Annotated in this window: 11 protein-coding genes; 6 read left to right on the top strand and 5 right to left on the bottom strand. The window is 35.9% G+C overall.

What is annotated here, in order from left to right:
• Nucleotides 1-346: 346 nt before the first annotated feature.
• Nucleotides 347-1,876, bottom strand: coding sequence for a fumarate hydratase (locus ACQCPR_RS15395; RefSeq protein ID WP_090568415.1), 1,530 nt, complete (start codon nt 1,874-1,876; stop codon nt 347-349).
• A 544-nt stretch (nt 1,877-2,420) separates the two neighbouring features.
• On the bottom strand, nt 2,421-2,606 hold the full coding sequence (locus ACQCPR_RS15390; protein WP_090568418.1) for an SE1561 family protein: 186 nt from the start codon (nt 2,604-2,606) through the stop codon (nt 2,421-2,423).
• A 393-nt stretch (nt 2,607-2,999) separates the two neighbouring features.
• Here ACQCPR_RS15390 and ACQCPR_RS15385 point away from each other — a divergent pair, with 393 nt between their 5' ends.
• The 4 genes from ACQCPR_RS15385 to ACQCPR_RS15370 all read left to right on the top strand — a co-directional run bounded on the left by ACQCPR_RS15385 (nt 3,000) and on the right by ACQCPR_RS15370 (nt 7,622).
• Entirely contained in the window at nt 3,000-4,178 is a 1,179-nt protein-coding gene (locus ACQCPR_RS15385) for an MFS transporter (RefSeq protein ID WP_090568423.1), read from the top strand.
• A complete protein-coding gene (locus ACQCPR_RS15380) occupies nt 4,175-5,926 on the top strand; it encodes a methyl-accepting chemotaxis protein (RefSeq protein WP_427137450.1) in 1,752 nt (583 codons plus the stop codon). The genes ACQCPR_RS15385 and ACQCPR_RS15380 overlap by 4 nt, the downstream gene beginning before the upstream one ends.
• Before the next feature lie 125 nt (nt 5,927-6,051).
• A complete protein-coding gene (locus tag ACQCPR_RS15375; protein WP_090568431.1) occupies nt 6,052-6,498 on the top strand; it encodes a hypothetical protein in 447 nt (148 codons plus the stop codon).
• A 284-nt stretch (nt 6,499-6,782) separates the two neighbouring features.
• On the top strand, nt 6,783-7,622 hold the full coding sequence (locus ACQCPR_RS15370) for a DUF2785 domain-containing protein (RefSeq protein WP_427137449.1): 840 nt from the start codon (nt 6,783-6,785) through the stop codon (nt 7,620-7,622).
• 51 nt (nt 7,623-7,673) lie between these two features.
• Here ACQCPR_RS15370 and ACQCPR_RS15365 read toward each other — a convergent pair whose 3' ends face one another.
• Entirely contained in the window at nt 7,674-8,813 is a 1,140-nt protein-coding gene (locus ACQCPR_RS15365) for a zinc-dependent alcohol dehydrogenase (protein WP_093495073.1), read from the bottom strand.
• A gap of 142 nt (nt 8,814-8,955) precedes the next feature.
• On the opposite strand from ACQCPR_RS15365, the gene ACQCPR_RS15360 reads away from it, so the two are divergent.
• Together ACQCPR_RS15360 and ACQCPR_RS15355 are read left to right on the top strand one after the other, a co-directional pair.
• Nucleotides 8,956-9,297 (top strand): MerR family transcriptional regulator, encoded by a 342-nt coding sequence (locus tag ACQCPR_RS15360; RefSeq protein WP_427137448.1) that lies wholly within the window; start codon nt 8,956-8,958, stop codon nt 9,295-9,297.
• The gene (locus ACQCPR_RS15355) at nt 9,297-9,749 is read left to right on the top strand and encodes an SRPBCC family protein (RefSeq protein WP_090568445.1); all 453 of its coding nucleotides are present in this window, start codon (nt 9,297-9,299) and stop codon (nt 9,747-9,749) included. The genes ACQCPR_RS15360 and ACQCPR_RS15355 overlap by 1 nt, the downstream gene beginning before the upstream one ends.
• A gap of 48 nt (nt 9,750-9,797) precedes the next feature.
• Here the strand turns inward: ACQCPR_RS15355 and rlmD are convergent, their stop codons facing one another.
• Complete coding sequence (gene rlmD / locus ACQCPR_RS15350; RefSeq protein ID WP_427137447.1) at nt 9,798-11,171, bottom strand: 23S rRNA (uracil(1939)-C(5))-methyltransferase RlmD; 1,374 nt, start codon at nt 11,169-11,171, stop codon at nt 9,798-9,800.
• A 42-nt stretch (nt 11,172-11,213) separates the two neighbouring features.
• The gene (locus ACQCPR_RS15345; RefSeq protein ID WP_427137446.1) at nt 11,214-12,023 is read right to left on the bottom strand and encodes a polysaccharide deacetylase family protein; all 810 of its coding nucleotides are present in this window, start codon (nt 12,021-12,023) and stop codon (nt 11,214-11,216) included.
• Between the last annotated feature and the right edge of the window lie 17 nt (nt 12,024-12,040).

Here is a 12,040-nt window from a genome sequence, read left to right as displayed (position 1 = left end):
AATGGACTTCCGAATAGGAAACCCACTTTATATTCATTACTAATTTATAATTATTATAATCTAGTGGTTTTTATAAGTCAACAGATTGAATTAACTTTAAAAAAGCTTAATATTAGTTCGAAGCGAGCGTATTGATGCAGAAACAAGAGAACACTTTTCGCAAGCAATAACAAAGCCTCCTTGACTTGTATTTTTAAGTCAAGGAGGGCTTAGTGCTAATGCTATTTTGTTTTAATCGAACATTCTACTTTAGACACTACAATTGATTAAAATAAAAAAAGGTGATTTCATATATAATAGTTTGTTTTTTAGTTTCATAAGTACTTATGAAATTAACTGAATCACATTAGCTAAAAACTTTTTCTTTATAAGCAGAAAGCTTTTCTAATGAAGACTTGTCCACGTCAGCATGTAAGCTATTTCCATGAGAGTCCATTGTTACAACTGCTGTGAATTTCTCAACACGAAGATGCCACATTGCTTCAGGGATTCCAAATTCCATCAGATCCACACCATCTACACCTTTAATACAATCTGCATAATACTGAGCAGCGCCGCCAATTGCATTTAAATAAACTCCGCCATGTTCGGAAAGAGCAGCAAGTGTTTTTGGACCCATTCCACCTTTTCCGATAACTGCACGGATGCCGAATTTTTTCATAATATCACCTTGGTAAGGCTCTTCACGTATTGACGTAGTTGGACCTGCAGCACGTACATGCCAATCACCAGCATCATCTTTTTGCATAACTGGACCACAGTGATAAATAATTTGTCCATTTAGGTCAACTGGTGCATCATGGCTCATCAAGTGGTGGTGTATTGCGTCACGGCCAGTATACATACGACCAGTTATCGATACGACATCCCCAACCTGTAGTTCACGAATTTGTTCTTCTGTGATAGGAGCTTGTAATTCCACTATTTTTTTTGGAGCTTCTTCTGAGGATTGGTCCTTGAACTCAATTTTCTCTCCATCTTGGTAATGCCATTCGATAATTTCACCAGTTGTTGGGTTAATATTAATCGCCATACGACGGTACGCCCAACAATTGTAAGCAACAGAAACATAGAAACTAGCAGGGATACGGTGCATGACGCCAACTTTACAGCCTAGTAAAGTCGCTTCACCACCGAAGCCCATTGTACCAATACCTAATGTGTTAGCTTTTTCAACTATATATTGCTCTAATTTTGCTAGATCAGGATTTGGATTAGTATCTTCCACATGACGGAATAATTGTTCTTTTGCTAAATCATAACCAGAAGAACGGTCACCACCGATTCCAACCCCGATGAATCCAGCAGAACAGCCTTGTCCTTGGGCCTGATAAACAGAATGTAGAATACATTTGCGAATCCCGTCTAAGTCACGACCAGCACGACCTAAACCTTCTAATTCAGTTGGTAGGCTATATTGAATATTCTTGTTTTCACAGCCGCCACCTTTTAAAATTAGTTTCATTTCGATATAGTCTTTTTCCCACTGCTCAAACTTTACAACAGGGAGCCCGTCTCCTAAGTTATCTCCACTGTTCGCACCAGTTAAAGAGTCAACTGCATTAGGACGAAGCTTTGCATCTTTAGTAGCTGTAGCTATAGCGCGCTTAATAGCAGCTTTAATTTCTATTTGGTTTACGCCAATAGGTGTTTTAATCTTGAAAGTTGGTAAACCAGTATCTTGGCAAATAGGAGAAACATTATCATCGGCCATTTGAATATTATTTGTAATCGTATCCAGACTCATCGCAGCACGTGTACCAGCATTTTCTGCTGCTTTTGCTTTTTTGATCGCACGACGAACATCTTTCGGTAAATTTGTAGAAGTTTCGGTAATCAAATCATAAATACTTTTCTCTAATTGCTCCAATTGCATGATGCAAACGCTCCTTTGATATGTATATAGGTAACAAACATTACAAGTATACTATTTTATTAGGATGAAAAAAAGAGTTGTCGGGGGAATAAATACTTGAGAATACGCTTTTGTGGTAGATGCGACACCGGAAAATTCATTCATCCATCCACATGAGAAGCGTAGTCATCCACGCACGGACCCATCGAACGCCGGAGGAACTGTAGTAGCGCCCGAGCGTTGTGGTTATCCGCTCGAGAATGGCAGTCATCCGCCCGCGAATCCGTCGAGCGCCCGAGGAACAGGAGTATGCGCCCGAGCGTTGTGGTTATTCGCTCGAGAATGGCAGTCATCCGCCCGCGAATCCGTCGAGCGCCCGAGGGAACTGTAGTAGCGCCCGAGCGTTGTGGTTATCCGCTCGAGAATGGCAGTCATCCGCCCGCGAATCCATCGAGTGCCCGAGGAACAGGAGTATGCGCCAAAGCGCAGTGGTTATCCGCCCGAGAACAGTAGTCGTACGCCAAAAACAAAAAAGTTCGGAATGAAGTCATTCCGAACTTTTCGATTATTCTTTTGTGTTTTTAAACTGCTCCATTTTTAATTCAAGGTCATCCATCATTTGGATTAGACGGTCTATATCTTCAAGTTCAGTTGTCTCGGGCTCGATTGTGTCTAATACTTCTAAAAACATTTGTAGTCGATCTTTTAAATAGGATACTTGTTGTTCTGGATTTGAAATATGATTACCCACAGAAAAACACCTCACTTTATATGTATAGGATAAAGGAATTTTCAAAGAAAAGATAGGTCTAAAGAGTTAATTTAATGATTTGTGTATTTACAATCTTTACAATATTCTGTTTATATGATAAATTATCTTTAAGATACATAGAAGGGAGGCCGTAGTGAATAGTCGACCATTCTAATCAGTAGAAGGAGGGTGTTTAGACATTTCACCGGCAAACATGCCGAAAATGCAGTTATGAATATACAAGTGAATAATAGTTATATGTAACGGCTCAGTCCACTATCTTAAAAGATACCGGCTGAGCCTTTTGTTGTGTAAATATTTATATTAACAAGACGTATTCTCTGCTAAACTAATGCTATTAGATAATTAGTTTGGATAAAAAGAGGTATTACTATGCATGAATTTACAGTAGAAGAAAAAAAACGTTTCAGTATTTTAGTCATTATTGTTTCCATATCTGGTTTTTCACAAGGAATGTTGCTACCTTTAATATCTGTTATTTTTGAACAAGACGGGATTAGTGCAACCTTAAATGGGTTGAGCGCTACTGGATTATACATAGGTACATTATTAATTTCTCCGTTTATGGAACCTCCATTGCGAAAATTTGGCTATAAGCCGATTATTATTATCGGTGGGCTTTTTGTTATTGTGTCCTTAATGCTATTCCCTTTGTGGAAAAGTGTAGCGTTTTGGTTTGTTTTGCGGTTATTGATCGGAATTGGTGATCATGCACTTCATTTTTCTACGCAGACTTGGATTACTAGCTTTTCCCCACAGCATCGATTAGGTAGAAATATAGCTATTTATGGATTATCGTTTGGAATTGGTTTTGCGGTAGGACCTCTATTCGTCCAGTTGGTCGAAATTTTTGAAGGTTTACCATTCATTATTTCTAGTATTCTTTGTTTATGCGCTTGGGTCCTTGTGTTCTTCATTAAAAATGAGAAACCAGAAGTTTTTACTGATAGTGCGTCGTTATCAGGGACATGGAAACGATTTGGAGCAGCACTTGCAGTTGCTTGGATAGCATTTATTCCCCCTTTTAGCTATGGCTTTTTAGAATCCTCTTTAAACGCAATTTATCCTGTGTATGGACTTCGAAATGCCTTGGAAATTAAAGATCTATCTTTTATACTTGCAGCCTTCTCTATAGGCGGTGTCGTTTCACAGCTACCGTTAGGAGTATTAAGTGACCGTATTGGTAGAAGAAAAGTGCTTATATTAGTACTAGCATGTGGCGCAGTGACCTTTGGGGTAGCTAGTATGTTCGAAACCTCCGCTCTAGTAGTAGGAAGTTTGTTTTTTATAGCAGGTATATTTGTAGGTTCCACATTTTCACTTGGTATTTCGTATATGACCGATTTAACACCAAAAGAATTATTACCAACAGGTAATCTATTGTGCGGAATATTTTTTAGTTTAGGAAGTTTGTCGGGACCTTTCTTAGGTGGTCTATTTATTCAACTATTTGATGGATTAAGCTTCTTAGTTCTTATAGCACTATTGTTAGGCTCATTGTCATTTCTCATATTCATCTCAAATCCACAGAAGGCAGGTAAATTGCTATGAAGCAACATTCCTCTAAGTTAGGAAATAAAATCACACTATATTTTGTCATTGGAATACTTGTACTTGTGGCATTATTCATCTCTGTCCTTATATATAATACGAATAACACGGTCAAGGATACATTAGGGCAAAATGGTATAAATATAGCGCAAAATATAGCTACGTTAGTTGATACCACAGCCTATGAAGAATTTAAAAAGAACCCTGAACAAAATGAAAAGTATTGGGAGTTAAGAGAAGAGTTAAATGATTTACTAATACAAAATGGCATATTGTATGCGTATATCACGGATATTCCTAAAGAAGGAGAAACAGCAACAATACTTGTCGATGCTGCAGAAAAAGATGATGATAGCGCTTATTTACCAGGAGATATAAGTGAAGGAACGGATTATAAAGCTGTAGAAGGTGCATTAAATGGAACTGGAAGCTACACAGATATAGTCGAGGATGAAGTATATGGGGAATACTTGTCATCATATGCTCCTTTAAAAAACGAAGCTGGTGAAACAATTGGAATTGTAGCAGTTGATATTTCTGCAGCAGATGTCCAAGTAATTCAACAAAAAAGCTTAAAAGAATCTGTTCCCTTTTCTTTGATAATGGTAATTCTTTTAGGAGCAATCATTTCTTTTATACTCTTTCGTTATATTAGAAATTCATTGAAGCCATTAACAAAAATGCAAGATGCTTCTTCTAGGTTTGCAAATGGAGACCTCCAGGGGGCTGAGGAGATATTGAAAACTGTTTCTTTAAAACAGAGTAATGAAATATCGGATTTTGCGATATCATTTCGAAAATCAATTGGACAATTATCCTCTATTCTAACAAATATGAATGGAACAGCAGGTTCACTATTAAAAGTATCTGATGAATTAGAGGAAGTAATGAAGTCAGTTAGAACGTCAAATGATGAAATATCTGAAAGTATTTATAAAATAGCTTCTGGTTCTGAAGTACAGAAAACAAATAATGATGAAGCATTAACAGCTATGGAAGAAATGACTATTGGTATTCAGAGAATTGCCGATTCTTCTACATTAGTAGCCACATCATCCAGTGACATGACAGAACTTGTTACTACAAGTGCAACAAATTCCAAGTCAGTCGTTCAACAAATTAAAAATGTGGAAGCTTCTGTACTCGCAACTGAAAAACATGTAAAAGATTTAGGAGCTAAATATCATTCCATTGAAGAGATGGTTTCAGTTATTACTGGTATTGCCGATCAGACGAATCTTCTTGCATTAAATGCAGCAATTGAAGCTGCTCGTGCAGGTGAAGCAGGTAAAGGCTTTGCAATTGTTGCTGACGAAGTTAGAAAACTTGCAGAAATGTCGAGGAACTCTGCGGAAGAAATTCGTAATCATATACAAGGATTCCAAACAGTAACAGTTCAAGCGCTCGAAGAAATGGCTAAAAGTGCAGAAGATGTTCAGAATGGGTCACTAGCTGTGGAAGAAATCGGAAACGACTTAAATAAGGTGCTTAAATCTGTACTACATGTAAATGAAGAAGTACAGGATGTTTCAGCAGTAACAGAACAAATGTCTGCAAGCTCTGAAGAGGTTCTTGCATCAATGGAGCAGGTTGCAGCCATTGTAAATGTGGCAGTAGAACAGACGAAAACTGTGGCAATATCAGCGGATTACCAAGTATCTACTGTTGAAAATTTAGATAAAACCATTCAAACTTTACAACAATCAGCCGAGGAGCTTCAGAAAACAATTTCCCAATTTAAACTGTAATAACAAAAATACTAAGAGTTGTTCTATTTAAGAACAACTCTTAGTATTTTTAAAATTATGTAACTTTTCTGTCAATAAAACGTATAACTATTAGAATATACGACTTCAAAAAATGAGGTGAAGTGATGTTGAAGATTAATACCGGAAAGAAATATAGATATAGATATATGCTAATATACTTCTTTATAGTTGTTTTTGGGATTTTCACATATTCGTTAGATTTATATCCAGGAGGACATCAAATAGATTATTTTAGTGATACGCAATCAATTACATTAACTAAAAAAGACATTTTTCACTCTGAGCAATATAAGATTAATAAAACAGGGATATCTACATTAAAAGTCGCACTTATAGAATACGAACTAACTTTTCTTAAAGAGATTTGGCTTTTTGGTATTTTTGCAATTGGCATGTTGTTCGTTAACCTTTTAAGCTTACTTGATCAAGATAAAATTAAACCAACACTATTAATTTATGCTATTTATATCATTATCTTTATAGTTGGTTTTTTTGTATATATAGATAGGTTAAATTTTATGAATGAAGTGATTAGGGAATTAATAGTCTGAAGAAAATTACAAAGATTAATATACAGAGTTGTCAGCTGTCTACAAGAAATTAAATTTTGTGATTGAAAAATGAAGCACTAGACTCTCATAAAAGGGAATTTTAGTGCTTTGGTTCCTGATTAAAGTGGAACTTTCAGTGGATATATGCTATAAATAGAAAAATATACCATTAAATGAAAAAGGTTTTATATAATCTTTAAAGGGTAGGAACTCACGTATACATATTTATTTATTCTATATCTTATTGACATATATTAGATAAAGGAAGGAAATGAGATTTTCAAATGGAAGCAAATGAACTTAAAAAGGTTTTAAATGAACTAAAAAGTGGAGAAAGAACTTGGGAAGCAGAACAGGAAGACGTAATTGTGTACTCAATGCTAGAGCATATAGGTTCTACTGATGGTGATCTAAGGGATCAACTAATCTACAGCATGTTTTATCAATTAATTATAGAAAAGAAATTACTAGGGCATGAACTTCTAACGGAATTATTGGAAGTGGCGTTAAATGATTTGTTATACAAAGGAATTGGAGAGAAGGAAACAGATACTGTTTTTACGAGATCTTTTACTACTCTTTTGATAGCACTTATTCTATATAGAGATAACGAAAATGACTTTCTTGACCAAAATATGATACTAAGAGTAAAAGATAACTTGATTGATTATATTAATCTTGAAAAAGACTTAAGAGGCTATGTACCAGGTAAAGGTTGGGCTCATAGTATTGCGCATGTAGCAGATACTTTTGATGAACTGGTAAAAAGCAACAAAGTAGATTCAGAACACTTTGGAGAAATGTTAAATGCACTATGGAACAAATTATTTGTTTTCGATAGTGTTTACATACACGAAGAAGAGGAAAGAATTTTAATTCCAATTTTGGAAATGCTCGAACGAGGTTTGAAAATAAAAGAAATAGAATTACTGATACAACAAATACCAAACGAGTTAAAAAAGAAAAAGAGTATAATTAAGGAAGAAGAATATTGGTTTCTGTACGCGAACTGTAAGTTATTTTTAAAAAGCTTCCTTATTAAAGTTCAAAAAACAACCAAATTAGATCCTTTGAAAAAAAGTATAGAAGATTGTCTTAAATCAGATTGGAATCTTCTATCGTGAGGGTGAGGACAGACAAGTCAGGAAGTCTGTCCTCATCTTCACTTTAATTTTTTATGGTTTTAACACAAATTTAATACTTTCGTCCTCATGATCGTGGAAAGTTTTATAAGCATCACTTGCCTTATCTAGTGGAACACTATGCGTAATAATTTCTTTCGGGTCAAATTCGCCATTCGTAATTTTATCAAACAATAGAGGCATATAATGAATGACGGGTGCCTGTCCCATTTTTAGCGATACATTCCTTTCGAAAATATTTCCTAATGGGAACATATTATATAATGATCCATAAACACCAGTTAATTGAATCGTCCCAAATTTTCTTACTGCATTTATTCCTATATCAATAGCACTTAGAGTTCCACCTTGGAGCTTTAACTTTTGCTCTACTTTTTCGACCATCGACATTTTACCGTCCATCCCTACACAGTCAATGACAACATCTACTCCTCCATTGGTGATCTCTTTAATATGGGAGCCCATATCTTTATATTGTTCAAAATTGTAGACTTCGACGTTATTCATCTTCACAGAGTGCTTTAAACGATAATCTAAGTGATCAACTGCAATTACTCGTTTTGCACCTTTCATCCACGCAAATTTCTGTACCATTAAACCAACAGGACCTGCACCTAAAACTGCAATTGTGTCTCCTTCTTTCATGCCTGAGTTTTCAACACTCCAATAGGCAGTTGGAAGAACATCTGATAGGAATAACAAAGACTCATCCTCTAGTTCACATGATTCCGGTATTAAGAAAGGCATGTAGTTTCCATAGGGGACTCTTAAATATTCAGCCTGCCCACCTGGGAAATTACCATAACGTTCGGTGTAGCCCAGATAAGCACCGGAGTCTAAGGCTGGATTATCATTTGAATTATCACACTGACTTTCCATCTCATTTTGGCAATAAAAACATTCTCCACATGAAACATTAAAAGGAATAACGACTCGATCACCTTTTTTAACTTTTGTTACCGCTGGACCAACCTCTTCCACGATACCCATTGGCTCATGACCAATAACAAAGTCCTTTCGAGTAGGTATTCCACCTCTATAAATATGGAGATCAGATCCACAAATAGCCGTAGTAGTAATACGTACTAGAATATCATCCTGTTTCTCCAGTTTTGCATCTGGAACTTCTTTTACTTGAATATCTTTGGCTCCTTGAAATGTGACTGCCTTCACTTAAACTCCTCCTTTAATTAAATGTTCACACTATTAATTCCCTTAACTTCTTCAAATAAAACGTGTCATACTATATTTAGGTTAAGTGTATTGACTCTGTGGTGCACCCCACAGTTTATAATAAAAAAAAGGGAGGCACAGAATGTATAAGATTAGTGAATTTGTCAACATAACTGGGTTAAGCAAGGAGACCTTACGATACTATGCAGAAGTCAAATTACTCGAACCAGCTTATATTGATCCACTCAATAATTACCGGTACTACGATGATGGCAGCTATTTTCTAGCCATCCTTTTAGTGAAACTGAGAAGTTTTGGATTTACTATACAAGAAATGATTTCTGTAATGGACGATAAATCATTTGCTAACCTTGAAAAAATATTACAGCAAAAAAGAAGTACAATATTGATTCAAATAGATAATCTAACAGCCAAGTTAGGTGAGCTAGATGAATTTTTAGAATCAGGAAGGGAGAATGATTAATGATTAAATGGAGTGAAGAAACAGAAATCAAAGTAAACATCGAAAAAGTATGGAGCTTATTTATGGATAAAAACATACATAAGATTATGGATAAGGTGGAGGAGCACGTTCTAATAGAAAAACAGGAGAATGAGGTTGGCGCGAAGCATAGACAAAGTTACCGTGAAGGGAAGCGAGTAGAGACATATATCGTTGAAACAATGGCATATGAAGATCAACCAGATAAAAAGCACAAAAAAATAAGCTTTGTATTAGGGAAAGCGTTTGAAATTACGTTTAGTTTTACTTTGTATAAATTGGATGATAATCATACAAAATTCATTTATGAGGGTCAAAACAAAGGCATGAATTTTGTAGGACGAGCAATGATGAAACTTGGAAGTGAGAAAAGTAATAATAAAGTGGTTGAAGAATTTATCGAAAGAGTGAATCGAGAAGCGTTGAAGCTATAAAACCAGAAAAGCTGTCGGAAGAGTTTAATTCTCTCCGACAGCTTATATTTATTTTAATTCTAATAGCGTTACCGCTTCGACATGAGCAGTTTGAGCGAACATATCAACGGGTTGAATATACTTGATGTTGTATACATCTTTAAGCGCTGCTAAATCCTTTGCAAGTGTGGACGGGTTACATGAAGTGTAAACAAAGCGTTTTGGTTTAATATCTAATAACGTTTTTAACAGATCATCATCTAAGCCTGCACGAGGTGGATCTACTGTTAATACGTCAGGAACGAATCCTTCGCTTTTCCACTTTTGTAACCAATGCTGTGCTGTACCATGAACGTATTTTGTGTTTTTAAAACCATTTCGTTTCGCATTTTTTTTCGCGTCTTGAATGGATTCCTGAACAATATCCATTCCGCGAACTTCTTTTGCATTTTTGGCAAGCCAAAGTCCTATTGTACCAACACCACAATAAGCATCTACAATTGTTTCTTCACCTGTGAGTGCTGCTGCTTTTTCAATTTCATTGTATAAATGAACTGTTTGTTCCGGATTCAATTGGAAAAAAGCTCTAGCAGATAAGTCAAAAGCTAGTTCTCCAAGTTTTTCATGAATCGTTTCTTTACCATGTAAGTTAAATGTCGTATCTCCAAATACCAGAGAAGTATCCTCTGGATTAATATTCTGACTAATGGACACAATATTAGGGTCGATTGCTCGTATTTTTTGAACTAGTTCTTCTTTATGTGGCATTTTCTTTTGAGTTGTTACAAGTGTAACTTGAATTTGTCCAGTTTTCATACCAGTACGAACGACAATCGTACGGACGATTCCTTTAGAATTTCTACCATCGTAGATAGAAATCTTCAGTTCTTCCAGGAATCTTTTTATTTCATTTGTAATATGGGTAGTGGCTGGCTCTTGAACCGAACATTCGTTAATATCGATTAACATATTGGATTCTTCTGCATATAACCCTGCAATAACTTTATCGCCTAATTCTCTCACTTGGAACTGACTTTTATTGCGGTAATTCCATGGGTTTTCCATACCGATAGTTGGCCTTACATCAATTGTCGGAGCCAGGTCCTTCACATAACGTTCTAAAGCTTGTAATACTAAATCTCTTTTAACATGTAGCTGACTTTCATATGTCATATGCTGCAGCTGACATCCTCCACAAGCTTCATATACCGGGCAGGGGGGATTAACACGATGTGGAGAAGATTCTCTTAATGTTTTAATTTCAGCTTCGGCATACTTGGGGTTTACTACTGTAACCTTTGCAGTGATTACCTCTCCTGGAAGAGCTCCTTTTACAAAAACAACATTGCGCTTAAAAAATCCAACGCCTTCTCCGTTAATACCAAGTCGTTTAATCGTAAGGGGAAATTCTTGTCCTATTTCTATAACTGATTTTTCACTCATAACTTCACGTCCTTTATAATCTTCTTTCTATTATAAAGTAGTTTATTCAGGAAGCAAAGTAAGCGGAATATCCAGATTATTCATGATTAAATCATCCAGAGTACCAAATGTATAACCCATTTTTCTAGCCTCTTTGATGAACATCGGTAAGCCTTCTGCATTATCAGGTGATACGGTATGCATTAAGATAATTGCACCAGGATGTATTTGGGACATTAATTGATCATAGGCATATTTGCCACCTTTTTTCTGATCCTTATGCCAATCAATAAATGCGACAGACCAAAATATATGTTGATGTCCTATTTCATTAGCAGCCTCAAGTACTTGTTCATTAAAAATTCCTTCTGGTGGACGAGTTACAGTAGTTCTTGTTAATGAAGTTAATTCACTCAGACGTTTATCAAATTTTTGTAATTCTTTTTGAATCCCTTCCTTGGAGAGCTTTGCTAAATTAGGGTGACCATAAGAATGGTTGCCGATTTGGTGTCCATCAGTAATCATACGTTTTACTAAAGGAGTAGCACTCTCTAAATAATGACCGGTCAAAAAGAATGTTGCTTGAATCCCTTCTGCTTTAAGGGTGTCCAAAATACTTTCGGTATAGCCGTTTTCATATCCATTATCGAATGTAAAATACAGTACCTTTTTATCCGCAGGACCTTTATAGATTGCACCATGCTTGTTAAGCATAGCATCCATTTCTTCACCAGCTTCGGCTTGCTGTTCATCAGTCGCCTTTTTTAATCCCCAATGGATTTCCTCTGCTTGTGCAGAAAAAGGTTGATACACCAATCCAATACTTAAAATAATCGTAGCAATAATAATTCCTACAAAATGAGATTTCCACATAAAAACGCAACCTTTCT

Origin of the sequence: Psychrobacillus psychrodurans (assembly GCF_050209195.1) — a bacterium.
In the GTDB taxonomy this organism is placed as follows: Bacteria; Bacillota; Bacilli; order Bacillales_A; family Planococcaceae; genus Psychrobacillus; species Psychrobacillus psychrodurans.
This window is presented reverse-complemented; position numbering and strand designations above follow the sequence as displayed.

Excerpts from the sequence above, each read along its gene's own strand:
- ACQCPR_RS15395 (WP_090568415.1), bottom strand. The coding sequence starts at position 1,876 with ATGCAATTGGAGCAATTAGAGAAAAGTATTTATGATTTGATTACCGAA.
- ACQCPR_RS15385 (WP_090568423.1), top strand. The coding sequence starts at position 3,000 with ATGCATGAATTTACAGTAGAAGAAAAAAAACGTTTCAGTATTTTAGTC.
- ACQCPR_RS15380 (WP_427137450.1), top strand. The coding sequence starts at position 4,175 with ATGAAGCAACATTCCTCTAAGTTAGGAAATAAAATCACACTATATTTT.
- ACQCPR_RS15375 (WP_090568431.1), top strand. The coding sequence starts at position 6,052 with ATGTTGAAGATTAATACCGGAAAGAAATATAGATATAGATATATGCTA.
- ACQCPR_RS15370 (WP_427137449.1), top strand. The coding sequence starts at position 6,783 with ATGGAAGCAAATGAACTTAAAAAGGTTTTAAATGAACTAAAAAGTGGA.
- ACQCPR_RS15360 (WP_427137448.1), top strand. The coding sequence starts at position 8,956 with ATGTATAAGATTAGTGAATTTGTCAACATAACTGGGTTAAGCAAGGAG.
- ACQCPR_RS15355 (WP_090568445.1), top strand. The coding sequence starts at position 9,297 with ATGATTAAATGGAGTGAAGAAACAGAAATCAAAGTAAACATCGAAAAA.
- rlmD (WP_427137447.1), bottom strand. The coding sequence starts at position 11,171 with ATGAGTGAAAAATCAGTTATAGAAATAGGACAAGAATTTCCCCTTACG.
- ACQCPR_RS15345 (WP_427137446.1), bottom strand. The coding sequence starts at position 12,023 with ATGTGGAAATCTCATTTTGTAGGAATTATTATTGCTACGATTATTTTA.